The sequence below is a fragment of the Paraburkholderia sp. EB58 genome (genome assembly GCF_050436665.1).
Classification (GTDB): domain Bacteria; phylum Pseudomonadota; class Gammaproteobacteria; order Burkholderiales; family Burkholderiaceae; genus Paraburkholderia.
The window spans coordinates 140,787-160,846 of the sequence record NZ_JBNDMQ010000014.1 but is presented as its reverse complement, the minus strand read 5'-3'; the positions used below and the strand labels follow the sequence as shown (position 1 = coordinate 160,846).

Below are 20,060 nucleotides of genomic sequence, written 5' to 3'. Positions count from 1 at the left end.
GTCTCCTAGGGGCGTGCAGGGCTCAGGCGCTTGCGGGCGCGTCGCCGGCGGGATCAGTCGCATCTGCCGGCGCGGGCAGTTGCGCGACGACACCATCGTGCGGATGGGCGGACTTGATTTCAGCCAGTCCCTGCGTGTTGTGCACCACATCCTGCAGCAGCTTGTCGAGCTCGTCGTTGCCGTCGAGCTTGGTGAGCAGGTCGCGCAAGCGGAGCCGCGCATCGTAGAGCTGCTTGAGCGGTGCGATCTGCTGGACGATCTGCACCGGATCGAAGTCGTCGATATGCTGGAACTTGAGCGCGAGGTTCAGCTTGCTGCCGTCGCCAGCCAGCGTATTGTCGACCTGCAGGGCGACGCGCGGCCCGATCGAGTTCATCACGTCATTGAAATTATCGCGGTCGATGTCGACGAAGCGGCGCTCCGAAAGCTTGGCTAGCGGCTCTTCAGGCTGACCCGATAGATCCGCGAGGATGCCGACGACAAGCGGCAGCTCTTTTTTCTCGATTGCGTTGCCGGTTTCAACGTCGTAGGTAATCTGGACGCGCGGCGGGCGGTTCCTCTCGAACCAGTGCTGGGTGCTGTCGGCCATGGTCATCCCTCGCATTTCGTTCTTGTAACGCGTTAATAGCGCGGTGCATGCACCGCTTCTTTTCTTTCTGGCGCGACAAATACCACTTCCGAAATCAAGCTGCGTGAGGGCCTGCGCGAAGACGAGCGCATGCACTCGGGCAATCGGAATCACGATCGCGCCGCACTGCGTGACTGCAACAGAAGATAACGGGCGCAAAGGCACTCGCGACCGGGCATTAACCCTTCGCTTGCGCAAGGCGCACCTGCCCCCGGAAAGCTACGTCGAGAGGAATCCGAAAAAAATTCCGCTCGCCGCAAATTGCTCAGACAAAAATACTTTACGATAGTCTTCGACGAAATTCAAACAATAATTTAACGTTTGCGTCGAGGCCTCGTGCGGGATTAGAACTTACCCGCAGTGACAGTTTCGTGGCAGAGCGACGACCCGTTTCAAACGGCAATTGCGGTGTAGAGGGCGGTACTTGTAGACTACGCTCGCCGCGGGACGTGACGCGAGAGAGCATGCGGGCAAGCTGAGAGAGGCTCGCCATACGACAACAGATACGAGGACGGCTGAACAGAAGTCCATGCTAAACATGGCAGCGGTGTCAGCCGACGCAGACGAACGGGATGTGTAGGGGGTATCGACGTGATCAATGCTTCGGGACTCGCGGCCGGCCGGCGCAGCCAGGCGCCGCGGCGGTGGTCGGTGCCGCTCGTGGCCGTGCTGTGCGTCGCGGGTTGCTCGGCGTCGCTGCCGCGCGTCAAGGTCGACTCGCTCGCCATCCAGGTGGCGGCGCAGGCGAACCTCGATACACCGATTGCGGTCGACGCCGTGTTGGTACGTAATCCTCAATTGCTTGATACGCTGCTCGGTTTGCCGTCGGCCAAATGGTTTGCTGAGCGCGAGCAGTTGCGGCGCGACCATCCGAAAGATCTGAGCGTCGTCTCGTACGAACTCGTTCCGGGTCAGCAGATTTCCGACCCCGCGTTTGCCTTCGATGGGCAGCGCGCGGCCGGCGTATTGGTGTTCGCGGACTACCAGACGGCCGGCGCCCACCGCGTGCGGCTCGACGGCGGTCCGGAGAAGCCGCTGCTCGAACTGGGCGACCAGGATCTTCAGTTAATCGCCCGCTAGAGCGAACCATGAACTTCGACGACATCGATGGCCGCGATGCGACGGCGCCCCGGCAGTGGGCGAATGGCGACGTCAGCGCGACTGCACGCCGTTCCGGCATGTGGCAACAATAAGGCTGGTAGCCCACTATCATGCGCAATCTGTTTCCGGATACGATTTGCTGGTTCGAAGGCATGCCGTTGCTGCCGCAGCATTTTCAGACCCAGGCCTTGCACGCGGCCGGACACGCGGCGCTCCTGGCCGGCGCGGCCCGGCCGCACTACTGGGGCGTGCTGACACTCGAGCAGGAAGAAGCGGGCCTCGCCGAAGGGCTCGTGCGCATCACCCGGCTCGATGCGATCCTGGCTGACGGGTTGCCAATCCGTCACGGTCCCGACGATCCCGTGCTACAGATCGACGTGCGCCAGGCATTCGGCTCGCCGGAGCAACTCGTCACCGTGTATCTGGCGGTGCCGCCGCTTTACCGCGGCGGCGAGATCGATCAGCGCGGCGCGCGCTACCGGCAGCATCAGAGCCAGGGCGTGCCCGATCTGACAACCGGCACCGAGCCCGCCGCGATCACGACATGGCGGCCAAGGCTGCATCTGATGACCGATCTTGGCAATCAGGAATACGAACGGTTACCGTTGATGCAGTTGCGACAACAGGGCGGGGGCGTCGCGCTTACCGAGTACGTGCCGCCTTGTCCGTTCGTCGCGCCGGAATCGCCACTCGGCCAGCGCATCATGCGCATCGCGATGCGCGCGCGAGAAAAGTGCGTATTCCTTTCTGGCCGCCTGGATGCGGCACGCCGTGCTGGCGAGCGCGACGACGCGGCACAGATCGAGCGGCAACTGGCCGCATTGTGGATGCGCTTGCCGGAAATCGAAGCCGCGCTGCATTCGCGCGCGGTTCATCCACTCGACCTTTACCGCATCCTCGCCGGTATGGCGGGCGGCCTGGCGAGTCTGCGGCCAACCCGTGGCGTGCCCACTTTCGCGCCGTTCGACTATACGGAGTTGCTGGCGTCTTTTGATCCGCTGCTCGAGTGGATCGACGCGGCGCTGTCCACGGTGCGCCAGGGCTATCGGGTCCGCCAGTTCACCGTCGAAGCGGGCGGCTTCTGGATCGATCCGCCGGCCGACGCGGGTGCGGCCGCACCGGGCGAGCTGGTGATCGGTCTGCGCATGCCGGGCGACGCCACCGAGCACGATGCAAGTGCCTGGCTGGAGCAAACGGCGATTGCTTCGCGCGCGCATTTGCCGACCTTGTCGCGGCAACGGATGCGTGGCCTGGCACGGCGGCGGCTGTCGCGCGACGAACGGGCCACGTACAGCGCCGGCGACGATACCGCGATGTTTGTGATCGCGCTCGACCATACCTGGTTCGATGCGACGCAGCCGCTGCACATCGATGTCGGTGCGGGTGTGCGCGGCGTCGCGCCGTGGGCGGTGCAGCTCTTTACGCCGGTGGCCGAGGCGAATGATCCATCCGGCGAAACGGGGCGCGGCGCCAATGAGTGACTACACGGCCTTCTCCGGCGATCAACGCGCGCCGCTCACGCGCGCGTTCGTTGACGCGTTCCGGCGCGCGATGGAAACGCGCGACGCGCTCGGCCGCGCGACCGAAGCGCCGCTGGAAGTGCATGCGCCGGGCGAGAATGTGGCCGATAAGGTGGCCGCGCAACTGGCTTCGGTGACGCGCCGGTTGGCGCGCGAAGCGATGGCATGGACAGGTGCGGCCGGCGAGGCCGAGATTGCAGCGGCGCAGTATGCGTTTGTCGCGCTACTCGATGAACTGCTGCTGTTCTCCGACTGGCCAGGCACCGCCGCCTGGGAGGCAAAACCGCTCGAGGTACGGGTGTTCGGCACGCGCGCAGCGGGCGAACGCTTGCCTGATGCAATCGAGGCACTGCTGACGCAGCGCGATGCGTCGCAACGCGATCTGGCCAACGTCTATCTGGCGTGTTTGATCCTTGGTTTCAGGGGGCGGTTGCGTGGCGAAGCCGGCGCGCTGCGGCACGATCAACTGCGCCATGCACTGTTTGCGTTCGCCATGCAACGCGATGCGGAACCGGCCCATCTGGCTGCGCCGCTTGAACGCGTGGCGCTCGCACCGCGCCGCACGGTCACACTCACCAAAATGTTCCCGGACCACGTGCGTTTCGCCGCGCTGCTCGGCATCGGTGTGTGCGTGCTGCTCGGCCTGTCGCATCTGCTGTGGTCCGTCGCGACGGCCGACGTGCGGCCGTCCGTGGCGCAGTTTCAGGCTATTGCGCTGGCTGACGCGCTGCCGGCCCTTGCAAGCAGCACCAGTGTTTCCGGCGCGGTCGTGCGGGTACCCGTCAAACCGCGCGCGCAGCCTCCAGTGACGGATGGCCCGGCATCGCCGCAAAGCAATACGCTGACCGCGGCGCCAAAGATACCCGCGGCGGAGCCGACTGCCGGTATCCTGCGCACGGCCGCGGACGCGGGGGGGCGCCGCCCGTGAGCTTGATCACGATCCTGCTGGTCCTCATCGCCTTGCTGCTGCTTGGGCTCGTGCTTGCCGTCGCGCTGCGTTTCTGGCATGCCCGTCAAGACGAGCGGTCGTCGCGCAGTTTCGCCGCGACGATGCGCGTGGCTCACATGCGTATGAGCGCGCGCGATCCTTATTCGGTTCCGCACATTCTCGCAACCGGTGCTCCGGCCGCCCTCGATGCGCTCTGCCGTGGCTGGCGCCTTTCACCGGTGGGTGAGACCGCGTGGTTTGGGCGCGTCTGGAACGACGCGGAAGGGCTGTTGCTCGCCGAACCGCACGACGCGCTCGCCATGGCTGCGGCGGATCGCCGGCTGGGCGCGTCGCGCCGGATAATGCGCGCTCTGCTGCGCAACCGGGCCGGCCGTCCGCTGGATGCGATCGTATGGGTGATCGCCGCCGACACGCTGGTCACGGAGGACGGTGAGCCGCGCGAGATGAGTGCGTTGGCGCTCGAGTCGTCGCGCAAGCTCATCGCGCTGCAAAGGCAATTCGGCCTGATGCTGCCGCTTTATATCGTTGTCAGCAATTGCGATGCGCTGCCGGGTTTCGACGCGCTCGCGGCCGGCTTGCAAGGCGCGGCAAGCGTCACCACGCTCGGTTGGGCGTCGCCTTATGCGCCGCGGCGTGCTTATGAAGATGCCTGGCTCGACGAAGCATTTGCTTCGATGCAGGCGGCGCTGACGGAAACGATCGTCGAACTCGGTACGCTGAACGGCGGTGTCGGCGATACGTTGTTCCTGTTGCCCCAGCGCCTCGACCGCTTGAGGTTACCGTTGCGCGAGCGCGTGGATCTGGTGTTGCGCGGCGCGGCGGACGGCACGGCCCCGCTGTTTCGCGGCGTCTACTGCATCGGAGCGGTGCCTGAGCGGCTGCCTGCGGAAGAATCGGATAGTGGGCCGGTCTTGCGCGCCAGCGCGCCGACCTTCGCCGCACGGTTGTGGCACGACGTCGTGCTAAGCGGGCAGGGGCTCGCGGTGCCGATGCCGCGCGTACTGGCCCTGCGAACCCGTTGGCACCGGGTGGCGACTGTGTGCGCCGCTGTGCTGGCCGTCTGCTGGTGCGTGGGGATGGGGTTTTCGTGGTGGCACCTGCGCAGCGACGCTCGCACCCTGAGCGCCGCGTATGACTCGCTTACGGTTGCGCGAGCCACGTATCGCGAATCTGATCACGGCGACGCGGCCGTTACAGGCGCGCTGCAGAGCGCAAGGGACGCGTTGTTCAAGGTGCCACGCTGGCAACTGAGCTCACCGTTCATGCCGCTTTCCTACCTGTTCCTGGAAGGCCGGCTCGCTGACGCGCAACGGCACGTGTTACGCGGACTCGTCTTCGAACCGCTACATGACCGTCTGGCGGCGCAGCTCGTTCAATCCTCGTGCGGCTTGAGCGCGACCGCCGATACGGACGCGGCGCAGCAGGCGACCACGAGACCGCAAGACTTGCCTGCCTTCGTCGCTGCAACTCAGCTCGTCAGCGAGGCGGCGCAAACGGAGCGCTGGATTGGCCAGTACAACGAACTGGTGCAGGCCGGCAGCGGCAATCTCGTCATGCTCACCCAACTGATGCGCGAAGCCGCCGGCGTCCAGCTTCCACCGGAGCATGTCGGCGATCGCACGCAGCTCGATGCGGCGCTGCGCGCGACCTCCGTCGATGACGGCACGCTGCCGCTCGGCGGCGCGCAGGCCGCGAGTGCCCGGCAACGCGTGAGCGCGTGCTTCGAGCAGTCGTTCGATACGTGGTTCGACGAGGTCTACGCGGACTCCACGCTGACGGCTAACGCTGCTCAGGTTCAGACCTCGCTCACGCAATTGCGCTCGCCGGGCGCCACGCCAGGGGACACTGCACTGTCCTCGCTTGCCAACGGTATCGATGCTTTGGCGGTACAGGTCGACTCGGCCGATCACGGTTGGGCGAGTGCGCAGGGAAAGGAGCTAGTACCGGGCCTGACGGCCACCTTCGATACGGCGCAGCGTCTGCAACTGATCGGCGTAGCGCCGGTGCAGGCGGTACTCGCGCACGAGCAGCAGGCCCGCTCCGCCTTCTCCGCCCGTTGGCTGGCAAGCGGCAATCTGCCGGGCGTGCTGAGCGCCACGCCGGCCAACGGGCTGCAACTGTCCGCGGACCTGCCGCCGTTGCGCGAAGCCTTGCGCACATTGTTGGCACAGCCGTTTGCAGCGACAGATGGCAACACCAACACGGTGATCCGCAGCGTCGACGTCAGCACGGTGCAGCGCGCACTCGCGGTCTTGCCTGCCTACCGGCAATACGTTGCGGGGCCGCTGGTGCAAGCGCCTGACGCGTATCGGGCCGCATTGCTGGCCGCTGCAGGCAACGAGGCGGTGAAGAGCATGCTGGCCGCGCTGTCTACACCCGAGCAACTGACGGCACAGCAGGGCGGCAGTTCGGTCGCCGAGACGGCGGCGCAATTCGACGCGTTGCATAAGAGCGCACTGGATCTGATCGCCGCTTTCGATTCGTTAGGCCGCGACGATCTCGCGACGAGCGTCGCACTGCGCGTGAGCGACGCGGCGCTGGTCGTGCTGCGCACAGCCGACGCACAGTTGCAGCAACTCGCGCCGTTCCGCCCGGTGCGCGGTGATTTTTCGGGTTGGGACGGTCATACAGGAGGTTCGTTGCGGGCATTTGGCGCGGCCTCGCCGCAAGCGCTGCAAGCCTATCTCACGGCTCAGGCAGCGGCGATTGCGGATCTTGCAGAGGGTCCCGCTGGCGCGCTCGACTGGCTGAACACGCAGAAGCCGCCGCTCGACCCGGCTGATGCCCAGTTGGTGGCCCGCTGGAAGGCCCTGTCAGCCGACCTTGCCCAATACCGCGCGAAGAGCCCGGCGAGCGCAATGGTCGCGGTGCAGGCGATCATCGGCGATCAACTGGACAAGCTGGACCTTGGCAATTGCAGCGCGTCGCTCGAGCAGGTCAGCGTGCCGCCAGCGGGCGATATCGTCGCGAGCGCCGGTTCGCGTCTCGTTTCGTCAGCTCGTGAGCAGTGCTTCAGATTGCAGATGGGCACCGGCATGCAGGCCTACGAGCAGATCCGCAGCTTTTTCGCGCGCTATCTGGCTGGACGCTTTCCGTTTGCCTCCGATGCCACCGCACCGGGTGCCGACTTGCGGCAGACGGCAGCGTTCGTCGCGCTGCTCGACAGCCAGTTGCCGCAGGCGCAGGCGGGTCTCGCTGCGACCGCCGCGGCCGGGCGAGGGCGGGCGGACGGCGCCGACGCTTTCATCGCTGAACTGGCGCGTGCCAAGCCTTGGCTCGATACCTTAGTCGCCCGCGGCGCTGACGGCACGTTGCAGGGTGTGGAGCTGAACGTCGAATGGCGCGTCGATCGCGCCGACGAGGTGGGTGCCGACCAGGTCATCGAATGGAAGCTCGCGAGCGGTAGCGATACGCTCACGTACCCGATATCCGGCAGCCCCGCGGCGCGCTGGAGGCCGGGGCAACCGGTCTCGCTCAGCCTGCGCTGGGCCAAGGATGCGCCGTGGCAACCGATGTTCGACACCGCGCAACCGACGCTGTCGGGCGAGCACGGCTTAGCGACCTGGAGCGTCTCGGACACGTGGGCATTGCTGCGGCTCGTGCGCCTGCATCTGATGCCCGAGGACGCAAGTCTTACGAGCGCCGGCTTGCCGCCACGGCTGTTGTTCACAGTGCCCGTGCGCGATCGTACCGGGATGATCGAGATCGCGAGGATGTTTATGCGCGTGAGCTTCGGCGGTGCAAAGACGCCGCAGGCGATTCCGGATCTGCCATTTGCGGCGCCCGGCTTCGAGGGCCGGGGCGTGACGACGACGGTGATCTATCCAACCGACGGCAATGCGCAGGCGGATCACGGATGATGCCGGAACTCGAAATCGACGCGCTGTTGCAGCCGCTGCCGGGCGACCAGCCATGCGGCGTGTCGCTGATCCATGATCCGGAGTACGACGCAATTCGCACGGCGCGCCGCGCGGACGATGCGAGCGTGCCCGCCGGCATCTGGCAGACCACCCTGAAGGTGGCTGACTGGGCAGCGGTGGAGGCGGGCTGCCGCCGTGTGCTGTCGAACCGTAGCAAAGACCTGACGATCGCTGCGTGGCTTGGCGAGGCCTGGCTGAACCGCTACGGGGTGCCTGCGCTGCCGCACTGTTTCCAACTGATAGTGGGCTTATGCGAGCGCTACTGGGACGACCTCCACCCCTTACCACGAGACGGCGATGTGGGATTTCGGGCCGCACCCCTTGCCTGGCTCGCCGGTGCTTATGCGGATCTGCTGTCGGCGCAGATCGAACTCTTCGAAGGGTGTGACGGTTTGCGCGGCACGCTCGCGCAATGGCAAAGCGCGCAGCGTATGGCGCTTGCAGCCACCGCACGGCAAGACGTACCCGCTACGAAGAAGCAGGAAGCGGCTCGCGTGATGGCTGCGTTACAGGACGCGGTACGTGCGGCTTCACCTGTGTATCTGCGGTTCGAGCGTGATGCGCTTGCGTGGGCGCGTCCGCTGATCGAACAACTGGATGCAAGGTGTACGCCGTACCTGGGCAGCGAGGCGCCCAGCTTCGCAGTGCTGATGGAAACGATGACCCATGCAGAACATGTGTTGACGGAGTGTTTGGCTATGCATCCGAATTCCGATCCGCCGCCGCTTGCCTCGCCGGCAGGCAATACGGCAATAGTGGCCGGGGCGCCAGCACCAGCACCGGTGCTGGCTGCTTCAGGCGTGCCTCACAGCAGGGAGGACGCGTATCGGCAACTGGGCGTGATCGCGGAATACCTTGCGCGCTACGAGCCGCATAGTCCCGTGCCTTATCTCATCCAAAGAGCGCTGGAATGGGGGCGCAAACCATTGCCCGTGTTGTTACGCGAATTGACGGCGGGCGATTCCGATGGGCAAAAGCTGTGGGCGTTTCTTGGCATGTTGTCGGAGGAAGGGAAGGAGAAATAAAACGGCAGAGTTCGCAAGCGCAAGGCGCACGGCTTGTCGAAGAATCTAAAGGAACCAGCGGGACCAGCGGGACCAGCGTTTACCTGCCGGGTTCGCCGGCGCTACGGCGCAGGGATGGTGGCGCTTCTTAAGCATGTCGCGACGTGCACTTTTCAAGGGGAAATGCGATGCCAAAGAGTTTTCCGAGTATCGTCGAAAGCCACGGGGGAGAACTTATTTTCACCTCCAGCCAAAGTACGATTACCGATTTTTTAGGCGGACCGATGATTACCAATTTCGGAGGCGTTTGTCTGGCGCTCGTTATGGGCTGGCTTTCCCAGAATACCGCCAAGACGGACCCTGCCAAAGGTATCAAAAACAAAACCTCTGCATTAAAACTTCAAAACACCATGGAAGCGAAATGGGAGGGCATGGCCTCGGTGGAAAACAACGCAAAAGCTGTGGTGGGAAAAACGTTCTGGTACCGTTCGGCTCAGCTCCATAGCTACACTTCAAATAAATATGGAGCCGATCTCAGCCTGATGACGGCCACTCCAGAATGGAAAGAAAGCCTGAACATTTTATGCATTTATTTCCCCTCAGGGCCCGGTCATGCCTTGGGCGTATGGAAGTTTGGCGAAAAGGCCGTCGCGTTCTATGACCCAAACTGCGGCGCGTGCGTCGTCTCACGAGCATCATTTCGGGAATTTCTCAATGAATTTCTGACCGAACAGTATAGCGATACGTCCGGATATGCTATTTGCGCGTTTGTGGACAATCCTTGAGCGTTTGCATTGTACGGGGATGCGCCAATTCACTCGAATTTAGCAGCGTGCGTTTGCGGGCTTGGCAGGGCGATGAAACGTCGAGATCCGCACAAAAGGCTTCCAGCGAAAGTGGCAACGTCGGACTCGAATTGTCGGCCATTGATTGATCGTGGTCGATCGATGAGTGAAGGCGAGTTGGACTAGTTAACTTTAAAAGAGACGTGTGATGCCGATAATCCTGTGGCAGTTTGCTCAAGCCGGTGCTGCTATATCACCCGGATATGCGATAGCGAAAGAGCTCGCCAAGATGTGCGTTGAACAGTATGAATTTAATGTGCTGACGGGGGTCGGCGCGGGGATTGCCCAAGGCTCTTGTTGGGCTGCTGTCGCAACGATGCCAGGCCCTGGGTTTCCGGCTGAGAGTGCTGTTACTACTGCTGCGCCATTGGGCACCACCGGTGCGCTCTTGCCGTACGGAGCAGTGTTTGGAAATTCCAGGATGGCGTCCATCCGAACCAGAGTGCCGGTTCCAGGCTTGGTCGGAGCCGGAGGTTTTAACGCGGTCTCGAACCATGCGGAGCGAAATACGCTTCTAGTAGCAAGCAACAACGGATTGGCTCTTTATGCAGATCCTGCTCTAGCCATCGGTGGCTTCGCGCACTACGTTCTATTTGTGCAACTGGCGCCGTGCGTTCCCTGTATGGCCTGGCTGGCGAACGGAGCCAAAAATCCGGTTGCAGCGACGATAGCGCCCGGTGGTCCCGCTACTCTGCATGTCTGGTATCGGTGGCCCTACCCGGCCGGAGGCGGGGCAATGTGGACATGGAACGCGTTGCCAAGGGCGAACAAATTGACGGATATAGACAACAACTGGTAGCTGTCGCTGCTCGCGCCGAGCTCCTCCGCACGACCCACCACTCGTCAACCATGATTGATGATGACCATCGCGCACTGACGCCGCTCAGGAGCCACCGAACCAGTTGTAGCCCTGGTTCTCCCAGTAACCACCGGAGTAATCGTTCGTCACGGTGATCGCGACGATGTGTTTGGGATTCTTGTAGCCGAGCTTGGTGGGCATGCGCAGCTTCATCGGAAAGCCGTATTTCGGCGGCAGCACCTGGCCGTCGTAGGTGAGCGTGAGCAGCGTCTGCGCATGCAGGGCAGTGGGCATGTCGATGCTCGTCCAGTAGTTGTCCGCGCAATGCAATGACACATAGCGTGCCGTCGTGTCCGCGCCGGCGCGTTTGAGGAAATCGGCAAAGCGCACGCCGCCCCAGCGGCCGATCGCGCTCCATCCTTCAATGCAGATGTGCCGGGTGATCTGGTCCTGCTGCGGCAGGGCGTGCAGCTCGTCGAGCGTCCACACCCGTTTGCCGTTTGCACGACCGCCTACCTGAAGCCGGTACGTGGCCGCGTCGACCTCGGGCACATCGTCGATGTCATAGAACGCGTTAAATGGAAACGGCCGCGTGATCATCGATTCCGGATAGGTCGGCGCCATCTTGTTCGGGTCGAACAGCAGGGCCTGCACGTCGTCGTTGAAGAACGAGATCCTGCGCAACATCGTATTGACCGACTTGTCGCTGCTCAGATCGCAGCCGGACAACGACTTATTCCAGTTGCAACACGTGAACAACGCATCGCTTCCCGCGCGGGCCGTCCAGCAATCATCGCCGATACGCAGGATAATCCTCATGGCGGCGTATTCTCGTGGCCAAGTTTCCTGGCCCGATGGCATCTGATCCGGCTGATCTGGCGTGGAAATGATTAGGCGCGGGCATGCGTGTGCGTCCAGCTGTGAGTTCGAACTCAGGCCAAGCAACGGCGAACACCTCCGCGCAGACGAACGATCAGCCTACTTTGACGGTGACTAAATGACATTACGAGCAACAGACCTTGCCCGATTTCCCAAGACACAATTGCGTGACGGACCTTCGCCGATTGTGGCGCTGCCTAGATTGAGTCAGCACTTAGGCGGTGCCGAAATCTATGTCAAGCGGGACGACGTCGATGGCTTAGGGGGCGGGGGCAACAAGCTGCGCAAACTCGAGTTTCTGATCGGCGAGGCGCAGGCAACTGGCGCCGACACGATTATCACGGTCGGTGGCCGGCAATCCAACCATGCCCGATTGACGGCAGCGGCGGCCGCGCGCGTTGGAATGAAATGTGAACTGGTGCTTTCGAGGCTAGTTCCGATCGAAGATGAGGACTACGTCGAGAATGGCAATGTGCTGCTGGACCGCCTCTTTGGTGCAGTCATTCATGACATTCCCGGGAGCGTTAGCGCTTTGCAGGTTGCGGAAGATCGAGCTGCAACGTTGCGTCGCGAGGGGCGAAAAGCTTACGTGTGTCCGCTCGGTGGATCGAGCCCGGCCGGTTGTCTGGGCTATGTCTCCTGTGCAAACGAGATTCTCGACCAGTCCAAAGAAAGCGGAATTGACTTCGACCACATTGTTGTTGCCAATGGCAGCGGTGGCATGCAGGCGGGGCTGGTAGCCGGCGCAATCGCCGCTGGCGTGTCGCCAAGGAAAGTAGTGGGCTATACAGTTCTTGCGCCGCTCGAGAAAGCCTATGCCACTACCTGCGAAAAAGTACAGCAGACGCTAGGCTTGATCGATTCCGGTCTCACGGCTTCCGGCGACGATGTTGTTCTCCACGGCGATCAACTCGGCAACGGCTATGGGCTACCTACTGATTCAATGCTTCGAGCGGTTAATCTTTTGGCCAGCCAGGAAGGTCTTCTATTGGACCCGGTATATAGCGGCAAGGCGTTCGCGGGCCTGATTCAAAGCGTTGAAAATGGACAGTTCGCTGCGGGACAAAAGGTCTTGTTTATCATGAGCGGCGGTACCCCTTCGTTGTTTGCCTATCGAACCACCGCGTTTGCGTGATCGATCAGGACTATTTAGCGAAATAGAAATCAAACGGGGCCGCTCACCGCCGTAAGCGGCCCTGATGGTGCGATGTCTCGCGTTCGCTCCCGGAACGCCAACGGGTCAGGGTAGCCGATTCTTCATTCCCAGCACGTCGATCGATTCGATCGACGGGGGACTTGCCAGCATCTCGTCGGCATGCTCCATCAGAGCCTTGGCGATACTGCCGTGCAGGTGTGCCTCGCGATCTTCTTCGCTGGCAAAGGCATCGAAGATGCCGAACGTTGTCGGCGAGAGCTTGAGCGCAAACCAGATCGGCGTAGTCGTCCCCTGGCCAGCCATATGCGCTGACAGCAGGGGCGGCGCTGAGCCACCTCGATCTTGCGCTCTGGCTGATCCGCAACAGTAGCCCCGAGCTTGCGGCGCTCGTTGCCAGGTACCTCGTATTCGATACGCGGCTATCGCAGTCTGCCTATGCGATCTCGGATCACCTTGCCCATTCGGACCCGCTCGTCGAACGGTTCGACCGCTGGGTGCGTGAACACCTTCACACGGCTATCGCGATCGACGTCGTTGCCGAGATATTGGCAACCAGCCAGCGGACGTTGACGCGACGTCTGGACGCGGTGCTCGGTAAAACGCCCATCGAGTACATTCAGGATCTGCGGATTGAACGCGCCGTTCATCTGCTCAAGACGAACAAGCTCACCGTTGATCGTATTGCGGAACAGGTCGGCTATGCGGATGGCCAGACTTTGCGAACATTGCTGCGCCGGCGGCTAGGGAAGGGCGTGCGTGAGTTGCGGGCGTCATAAGTCGCTGTCGCCGCACCATCCGGGATCGCAATCACGCATTTGGCGTTGCCCGATGCGACACAATCCAGCCGATATATTCCACAGATCGCTGCCTCGCGACCGGCCCGAGAGGCTCGCTTCTGCGGTCGGGAAGAGCCATTTCAAGTCAACAGTCTTGTGACTACTTCTATCTTCATCCCGGACCTGGCTCTACCTAGAATCTGTGCAAGTGCCAAGAACAACAGTTCAAGGCGTAACGTGGATTCCAGGAGGTTGTCATGAAATCGGTTTTCTTCTCCATGGTTGTTTCCGCAGCGCTTGCGATTCCCGCTGTGTCGTTTGCGCAGACTGATATCCCAGCGAATGCTGCACCGGCCCAATCCCAGTCACAGGCGGGCGAATCAAGCGTCGGCGGCGTTACCGCCGGGTCTGCGGCTTCCAGTTCAGGTGCTGAAGGACATTCGGGTCTTCGCATCGTCGACTTCTTCCGTCGTGAAAACGCTAAAGCCTCGCATCGGGGCACTGACTGCGTTGCACCGGCTAGTTACTGCAGCTTGTACTTCGGCGGCAGCTGAGCACTTCTTTTTGGCCGGGGAACTAGTCCGCGTAACTTGTTCGGATACGGAAACAATCGCGGAGGACTCCGCCCAGCAAGGGAAGATGCACGGAGCACGGCCATTCTGGTGGATGGCCCAACAGAAAGTAGATCGGGGTCAAGCTATGCTGTATGTGAGGCGTTAAGGACAACATGTCGAATTCAGACAAGATGCCGAGGCGGAGATAAATGTGCTGTCTCCGTTCAACATGGATTGATCGGAGCAGCATGGACACGTTCCGCAACATGAGGATGTTCGTCGAAGTGGCCGAGGCGGGGAGCTTTACAGCGGCTGCCAGTCAATTGGGGACCACAACGGGTTACGTGTCCCGATCGGTTTCCGACCTCGAATCTCATCTGCGTACCCGCTTGCTCAACCGCACGACGCGCCGCATCGCACTGACAGAAGCAGGCGAGCGGTATTTGCAACGGTGCTACGCGATCACCGCGTCGGTTGCCGAGGCCGAGGCTGAGGCATCGAACGCCCATGCGAAACCAGTGGGAACGCTGCGAGTCCACGCAATGTCGAGCCTCGGGCAAAACTATGTGGTTCCCGCGGTCGCGGCGTACCAGGAGCGTTATCCGGCAGTCACCGTGGATCTCACGCTCTCGCAGAACGTGCCCGACCTGCTGGAAGAGGGCTACGACGTGGCCTTGCGGGTCGCGCCGGGGTCGCTGCCCGACTCGGCGTACGTCTCACGCCGGCTCGGCACGTTCTACAGCATTCTGTGCGCGTCCACAAAGTATCTCGCGATACACGGCGTACCGCAGACAGTCCACGATTTATCGAACCACACCTGTCTTCAGGTTGCCATGCCGGTTTTTCCGGCGGACCGCTGGCATCTGGAAGATGTGAAGGGAGCGTATGAATTCACGCTGCCTGATGGCCGCTTCAAGGTGAACGTTCCCGATGCCATGGCGGTTGCGGTGGTGGAAGGAATGGGCATTGGCGCGTTACCGACCTTCACGGTTCGAGCCCTGCTGCGCTCGGGTTTGCTAAAGCGCGTGCTGCCGGACTATCAGCTGCAAACGCTGAATGTGTTCGCCGTGTATGCGTCGCGGCAGTATCTCGATGCGAAGATCAAGACGTGGGTCGAGTTGTTGCGCGACTGTACGGATGGGGCACTGAGCACCGAGTAACGATGCCCAGTCAGGCTGGGCGGGGCGGGGGGGTATCTGCAAGATAGATAACCCTATGCAATACCTTCGCTTGATATTCACTTCGAACGGTGCGATTTTGCACCATTGGCTCGCGTATCGAACGCGTCACTAGCAAACGCCGGCACTGATGCGGCGTTCCAGGCTGATGTCCCCAAAAGGACTGGACGCCAGATTTCAACTGCAAATCAGCTTGCCGCTGCGGCTGATAGGCGATTTACCGTGAGACTTTCGTCACATGAGTACACCTACTACGACTGAACGTATCGGACAGTTTGCTTTCGACGCGTGTGCGCAGCATCTCACGCCGCAGTCGCGAACCGTGTTCAAGCGAAACATCCTCGACAGCCTGGGCTGTGCGATCGGCGCGCTGCCGGGCAAGCCGTTCAAGGCGCTTCGCGAGCAGTTCGACGAGTACGGCCGCTCGGGTGCGTGCACCCTGATTGGCGGTGGCACGACGTCGCCGGATCAGGCCGCGTTGTATAACTCTGGCCTCGTGCGCTATGTCGATCTGCTCGACAGCTACATGTCGCCGGGCGGCCTGTGTCACCCCAGCGACAATTTCGGCACGATCCTCGCCGCGGCCGACCATGCATCGGCAAGCGGCGAGGACTTCATGCTCGCGCTTGCCGTGGCCTATGAGATCGGCTGCCGCATTACCGCGATCGTTCCGGTCATGGCGAAAGGGTTCAATCACGCAATCCAGCTGGCGATCTCGTCGGCCGCGGGTTCGGGCAAGCTATTCGGTCTCGATGCCGAACAGATCGCCCATGCGGTGGCGATCGCCACCGTCGACAACATTTCCTTGACCTGCGTCCATTCCGAGCCTGTGTCGCAATGGAAGGGCTTTTCGCCGGCCATCACCGGCATGCGGGCGATCTACTCGGCGTCGCTCGCGAAACGCGGTTTCACGGGTCCACTGCGTCTGTTCGAAGGGCCCAACGGGCTGGTGCGCATGTTCGATCAGCCGCTCGACGTGGACTGGGATGACAACAAGCTGGAGGTCATCCATCAGACGGTGATGAAGAAGTACTGTTCGCTGATTCACGGTCAGCCGGTGCTCGAAGCGACGCTTGATCTGAAGCGCCGGAACGGCGTGAAGAGCGAAGACGTCGAGGCGGTCGTGTGCGACATATTCCAGACCGGCTTCGACATTGCGGGAGGGGGCAGTTTCGGTCCAAAGGACGCTCCGCAGACCAAGGAGCAGGCCGACTACAACCTCAAGTACCTGATTGCAGCGGCGTTAATCGACGATCAGGTGGGACCGGCCCAGCTTGAACCGGAACGTGTCCAGGCGGCTGACGCGCAGGCGCTGCTCAAGAAGGTCACAGTGCAGCCAGACGCGCAGTTCACCGCGCAGTATCCGCAGGCATTGAACGCACGAGTAACGATTCGATGCAAGGACGGCCGTGTGCTTTCGCAGGCTCATGTCGGCTTCGAAGGTGGGCTCGACAATCCGTTCACTTGGGAGCGCACGGTCGAGAAATTCCATTGGCTGAGCGAACCCTACGCGGATGAAGCGCTTCGAGGCCAGATTATCGATCTGGTCTCCTCACTGGATGAACACCCGATTGCGGAGTTGATGCAACTCATGGCGAAGGTCAGTCCAGAACCCCGATACCCGGCAGAACACGCGGGGATCCAATAACCACGAAGGTCTTTAGGAGAAGTTTCATGGCCCTCATTTCATGTGACATGCGGTTCGGCCGAACCGACGAGCAAAAGCGGCAACTCGCCGCTGGCCTGCTGCGGGTGGTCAGTGCCGCAACAGGTGAGACGAAGAACGACATCTTTCTGGTGATACGCGAAGGACGAGGCATCAACTTCGTCGAACATGGCGAGCACCTTCCGGAGTATGTCGAAGGTGCAGCGAACGACAAAGAACTCATCGAACGCCTCAAATAGGAATTGCTGGAGATATTTCGTGCCTTTCATCGAATGCCATATCAAAACCGGCCTGACGCCTGAGCGTCGGGAAGAACTGATCCGTGACATCATTCAGGTCACCCACGACTCCATCGGATCGGATCCAAAGATCATCAACGTCATCCTGCACGAGCATCCTGCGGAAAATATCAGCATTTCCAGCCGCATCAACGGGGAAGACTTCAAGAAGAACAGGACGCCCTGACCACGCGACGCTACGTGGTTGAAAGCTAGACAACCGGTCCGCCAGGCTTCGAGCCTGGCGGATCGTTTCAAATCAGCGATACATTAATCTGTAATGGCAAACACCAGCGACGAGTTTCCCCAGGCAGTCCTCGGCATTGAAAACAACACGTATTCGGCACGCAACGCGCAGTATTGGCGCAGGAACCTGATCGTCTGCGTATTCGGGTCATTCACCACGCTAGTCAGTTTGAGCATGCTGCTGCCGTTCCTGCCGCTCTACGTGCAGCAACTCGGCGTGAATTCGACCTCCGCCATCGTTCAATGGTCAGGCGTAGCGTTTGGCGTCACGTTTTTGGGCACGGCACTGACTGCTCCGATCTGGGGCCAACTGGCCGACCGCTACGGCCGCAAACCGATGCTGATCCGTGCCGCCATCGGTATGGCCGTGGTCATGTCGACCATTGGTCTGGCGCACAACGTCTACGAGCTTGTCGCATTGCGATTCGCTGCCGGGCTGATCGGCGGGTATGCTTCTGCTTCAATTGTGATGATCGGTACTCAGGCGCCCCCCGAACGTGCAGGATGGGCGTTGGGCGTGCTGTCCACGGGCGTACTTGCCGGAAATCTCGTAGGCCCGTTGATTGGCGGCGTGCTGCCGAATCTGATAGGCATTCGGGGTGCGTTCTTCGCGGCTGGCGGCATGATTGCTATTGCCGCTCTCCTGACCATTACGCTGGTGCGGGAAGACTTCACAAATCGGCCGCAGAGCAAGTCGAAGCAGACTGCCGGTGCCGTGCAGCATCCGAAGCGCAATTACGTGGTCCTCGGCGCGCTACTGGTCACTGCAATGATGGTGTTGCTGTCCAATATGTCCATCGAGCCGATCATCACCGTGTATATCGGACAGTTGGGTGTTGCTCACAACCGGCTCGCCACGGTTGCCGGCATCGTGATGGCGTGTTCGGCGTTCGGCAGCATGGTCATGGCTGCCAGACTAGGCGCACTGGCCGACCGCGTAGGCGGCTGGAACGTCATCATCGGCTGTCTGTTTGCAACCGGTCTGGTCATGATTCCCCAGGCCTTCGTGACCGAGTGGTGGCAACTGGCAGCGCTGCGCGGACTGATGGGAATGACGCTGGCGGGCTTGTTACCGTCGATCGCCAAACTCGTGAGGCAGGCGGTGCATGAGCAGGAATCCGGGAAGATGTTGGGGTATCTGCAGTCCGCTCAATACGCTGGACAGGTCACGGGCCCGCTCATCGGCGGCGCCGTCGGTGTGCATTTCGGAATGCGTTATGTGTTTTTCGTAACCGGTGCTCTGCTGCTTGCCTGCGCTGTTTTAGATCGATGGGTCAAGGGTCGCGGGCGGTCGAAGCAAGCAGCGTAGCCGCGTCAGTCGGCGAGCTTCTGGCTACCGTTCAGAGCGTTGATGTTCTCTTCCAGCATGGGAACACCGATCAAGGCGCCGTGAATGCCAATGACGCTGACGATCTCGAGCATTTCCATGATTTCGTCTTGCGTCGCGCCATGACGAATGGCGTTACGCATATGTGTCTTGATGCCGGGCTTGTACAGGTGCGTCGCCGCAACGTCGAGCGCACAGAGCACGAGTTCCTTGACTTTTGGTTCGAGGTGCCCGGACTGCCAGGGGATCGCCGAAAAATCCACGTACGCCTTGAAGAAATCCGGGTCAAGGCTTAACAAAGCATCCCATGAAGCTTCCCAATAGCCCTGCGACTCGATAAAGCGCTGTTTGAGCGCCTCGCGTCGTTCGTCTGAGGTGACAACGTTCGGGCTCAAGCCTTCCTCGCTCAGGACCTCGAGCAGGATCGGTACGCCGACATTCGATGCATGGATCCCGACTGTGCTGGTCAGCTGAAAAACCTCCATCAACTCGCCGGCGGTGGCGCCAAACTCGAGCGCCGCTTTCAGATGCATCTGGATACCAGGCGCGAAAAGGTGTGTCGACGAAGCATTCACCGCGATGTAGATGAACTCCTTCACCTTGTTGTCGAGGTGATTGTGCCGTAGCGGCACGGCCGACAGGTGCAGGTAGGCGTTCAGGAATTCACAGTCCATCCGCAAAATGCTTTCCCATTGCGGGGCCCATGTATTTCTGATGCGGATGAAGTCGTCCTTGATGGACTGCTGTCTTGCGGTGCGGGTCATGATGGGTTCCGTCGGATGAGGGTAGCCGTGCGATCTGTGGAGATCGCTGTGATTCGATGGTACCGGATAGGCGTCGGCTGCGTGGGGAGATAAAGTTGCCTGACGGGCGATAGCTGGAGCGATATGTGAGGAGCACGAAATGCACGCTGGTGGTCTGGATGTTGGGAGTCTACGGGCGGCCTTGAGGTGCCATTTGTGTCGCCAGGTATTGGCGGATTGTGGAGATAGCGCGCGGTAACGGTTCAAAGCGCGAGTATCGGAGGCGGCTGGGGAGTCGATGTCGAACAATGATCTGATTTGACATAAGATAAATTATCAATCTATTGGATGTAGCAGCATTATGTCAATGTCGGGTTTCAGCAAGATACAGATGTCGTGTTTTGCGGCGGATGCCATGCTGGATGCTTCTGGTCAGACTGCGGGAGCTCAGTATGCGTCAAGCCGAACCGGTCATCTGACCGATGCTATAA

The 20,060-nt window shown here is 61.4% G+C and carries 16 protein-coding genes and 2 pseudogenes; 14 read left to right on the top strand and 4 right to left on the bottom strand.

From position 1 onward, the window contains the following. Window positions 1-22: 22 nt before the first annotated feature. The gene (tssB, locus tag P3T40_RS21685) at window positions 23-589 is read right to left on the bottom strand and encodes a type VI secretion system contractile sheath small subunit (protein WP_429269776.1); all 567 of its coding nucleotides are present in this window, start codon (window positions 587-589) and stop codon (window positions 23-25) included. Window positions 590-1,219: 630 nt separating this feature from the next. On the opposite strand from tssB, the gene P3T40_RS21680 reads away from it, so the two are divergent. The 6 genes from P3T40_RS21680 (at window position 1,220) to P3T40_RS21655 (ending at window position 9,907) form a co-directional block, all read left to right on the top strand. Then, on the top strand, window positions 1,220-1,708 hold the full coding sequence (locus tag P3T40_RS21680) for a hypothetical protein (RefSeq protein ID WP_429269775.1): 489 nt from the start codon (window positions 1,220-1,222) through the stop codon (window positions 1,706-1,708). Window positions 1,709-1,839: 131 nt separating this feature from the next. Beyond that, window positions 1,840-3,210 carry a type VI secretion system baseplate subunit TssK gene (tssK, locus tag P3T40_RS21675; protein WP_429269774.1) on the top strand — a complete coding sequence of 457 codons (1,371 nt, stop codon included), beginning with the start codon at window positions 1,840-1,842 and terminating at the stop codon, window positions 3,208-3,210. Then, the gene (locus P3T40_RS21670; RefSeq protein ID WP_429269773.1) at window positions 3,203-4,177 is read left to right on the top strand and encodes a DotU family type IV/VI secretion system protein; all 975 of its coding nucleotides are present in this window, start codon (window positions 3,203-3,205) and stop codon (window positions 4,175-4,177) included. The genes tssK and P3T40_RS21670 overlap by 8 nt, the downstream gene beginning before the upstream one ends. Beyond that, window positions 4,174-8,058: a type VI secretion system protein gene (locus P3T40_RS21665; RefSeq protein WP_429269772.1), complete on the top strand. Its 3,885-nt coding sequence runs from the start codon at window positions 4,174-4,176 to the stop codon at window positions 8,056-8,058. The genes P3T40_RS21670 and P3T40_RS21665 overlap by 4 nt, the downstream gene beginning before the upstream one ends. Next, window positions 8,058-9,143, top strand: coding sequence for a type VI secretion system protein TssA (tssA, locus tag P3T40_RS21660; protein WP_429269771.1), 1,086 nt, complete (start codon window positions 8,058-8,060; stop codon window positions 9,141-9,143). Before P3T40_RS21665 ends, tssA begins: the two co-directional genes overlap by 1 nt. 167 nt (window positions 9,144-9,310) lie before the next feature. Next, window positions 9,311-9,907: a YopT-type cysteine protease domain-containing protein gene (locus tag P3T40_RS21655; RefSeq protein WP_429269770.1), complete on the top strand. Its 597-nt coding sequence runs from the start codon at window positions 9,311-9,313 to the stop codon at window positions 9,905-9,907. A gap of 943 nt (window positions 9,908-10,850) precedes the next feature. Here the strand turns inward: P3T40_RS21655 and P3T40_RS21650 are convergent. Then, window positions 10,851-11,585, bottom strand: coding sequence for a molybdopterin-dependent oxidoreductase (locus P3T40_RS21650; protein WP_429269769.1), 735 nt, complete (start codon window positions 11,583-11,585; stop codon window positions 10,851-10,853). Window positions 11,586-11,763: 178 nt separating this feature from the next. On the opposite strand from P3T40_RS21650, the gene P3T40_RS21645 reads away from it, so the two are divergent. After that, a complete protein-coding gene (locus tag P3T40_RS21645; RefSeq protein WP_429269768.1) occupies window positions 11,764-12,780 on the top strand; it encodes a D-cysteine desulfhydrase family protein in 1,017 nt (338 codons plus the stop codon). A gap of 105 nt (window positions 12,781-12,885) precedes the next feature. Here P3T40_RS21645 and P3T40_RS21640 read toward each other — a convergent pair. Next, window positions 12,886-13,104 (bottom strand): annotated as a pseudogene (locus P3T40_RS21640) (putative quinol monooxygenase); the annotation flags it as partial. 8 nt (window positions 13,105-13,112) lie between these two features. Here P3T40_RS21640 and P3T40_RS21635 point away from each other — a divergent pair. The 7 genes and pseudogenes from P3T40_RS21635 to P3T40_RS21605 form a co-directional block, all read left to right on the top strand. Next, a pseudogene (locus P3T40_RS21635) lies at window positions 13,113-13,577 on the top strand (helix-turn-helix domain-containing protein); the annotation flags it as partial. A 257-nt stretch (window positions 13,578-13,834) separates the two neighbouring features. Next, window positions 13,835-14,131, top strand: coding sequence for a hypothetical protein (locus tag P3T40_RS21630; protein ID WP_429269767.1), 297 nt, complete (start codon window positions 13,835-13,837; stop codon window positions 14,129-14,131). Window positions 14,132-14,379: 248 nt separating this feature from the next. Next, on the top strand, window positions 14,380-15,291 hold the full coding sequence (locus P3T40_RS21625) for a LysR family transcriptional regulator (protein ID WP_429269766.1): 912 nt from the start codon (window positions 14,380-14,382) through the stop codon (window positions 15,289-15,291). A gap of 256 nt (window positions 15,292-15,547) precedes the next feature. Further along, on the top strand, window positions 15,548-16,957 hold the full coding sequence (locus P3T40_RS21620; RefSeq protein WP_429269765.1) for an MmgE/PrpD family protein: 1,410 nt from the start codon (window positions 15,548-15,550) through the stop codon (window positions 16,955-16,957). Window positions 16,958-16,983: 26 nt separating this feature from the next. Further along, on the top strand, window positions 16,984-17,214 hold the full coding sequence (locus P3T40_RS21615) for a tautomerase family protein (RefSeq protein WP_429269764.1): 231 nt from the start codon (window positions 16,984-16,986) through the stop codon (window positions 17,212-17,214). 19 nt (window positions 17,215-17,233) lie between these two features. Beyond that, window positions 17,234-17,440 carry a tautomerase family protein gene (locus tag P3T40_RS21610; RefSeq protein WP_429269763.1) on the top strand — a complete coding sequence of 69 codons (207 nt, stop codon included), beginning with the start codon at window positions 17,234-17,236 and terminating at the stop codon, window positions 17,438-17,440. A 93-nt stretch (window positions 17,441-17,533) separates the two neighbouring features. After that, entirely contained in the window at window positions 17,534-18,808 is a 1,275-nt protein-coding gene (locus P3T40_RS21605; RefSeq protein WP_429269762.1) for an MFS transporter, read from the top strand. Between the two features lie 5 nt (window positions 18,809-18,813). Here P3T40_RS21605 and P3T40_RS21600 read toward each other — a convergent pair whose 3' ends face one another. Further along, window positions 18,814-19,878: a carboxymuconolactone decarboxylase family protein gene (locus P3T40_RS21600; RefSeq protein WP_429269761.1), complete on the bottom strand. Its 1,065-nt coding sequence runs from the start codon at window positions 19,876-19,878 to the stop codon at window positions 18,814-18,816. Window positions 19,879-20,060: the final 182 nt, after the last annotated feature.

Bases quoted from the DNA above. Each gene is read 5' to 3' on its own strand.
- P3T40_RS21650 (WP_429269769.1), bottom strand. From the start codon at position 11,585: ATGAGGATTATCCTGCGTATCGGCGATGATTGCTGGACGGCCCGCGCG.
- P3T40_RS21670 (WP_429269773.1), top strand. From the start codon at position 3,203: ATGAGTGACTACACGGCCTTCTCCGGCGATCAACGCGCGCCGCTCACG.
- P3T40_RS21645 (WP_429269768.1), top strand. From the start codon at position 11,764: ATGACATTACGAGCAACAGACCTTGCCCGATTTCCCAAGACACAATTG.
- P3T40_RS21655 (WP_429269770.1), top strand. From the start codon at position 9,311: ATGCCAAAGAGTTTTCCGAGTATCGTCGAAAGCCACGGGGGAGAACTT.
- tssB (WP_429269776.1), bottom strand. From the start codon at position 589: ATGGCCGACAGCACCCAGCACTGGTTCGAGAGGAACCGCCCGCCGCGC.
- tssK (WP_429269774.1), top strand. From the start codon at position 1,840: ATGCGCAATCTGTTTCCGGATACGATTTGCTGGTTCGAAGGCATGCCG.
- tssA (WP_429269771.1), top strand. From the start codon at position 8,058: ATGCCGGAACTCGAAATCGACGCGCTGTTGCAGCCGCTGCCGGGCGAC.
- P3T40_RS21605 (WP_429269762.1), top strand. From the start codon at position 17,534: ATGGCAAACACCAGCGACGAGTTTCCCCAGGCAGTCCTCGGCATTGAA.
- P3T40_RS21630 (WP_429269767.1), top strand. From the start codon at position 13,835: ATGAAATCGGTTTTCTTCTCCATGGTTGTTTCCGCAGCGCTTGCGATT.
- P3T40_RS21620 (WP_429269765.1), top strand. From the start codon at position 15,548: ATGAGTACACCTACTACGACTGAACGTATCGGACAGTTTGCTTTCGAC.
- P3T40_RS21615 (WP_429269764.1), top strand. From the start codon at position 16,984: ATGGCCCTCATTTCATGTGACATGCGGTTCGGCCGAACCGACGAGCAA.
- P3T40_RS21625 (WP_429269766.1), top strand. From the start codon at position 14,380: ATGGACACGTTCCGCAACATGAGGATGTTCGTCGAAGTGGCCGAGGCG.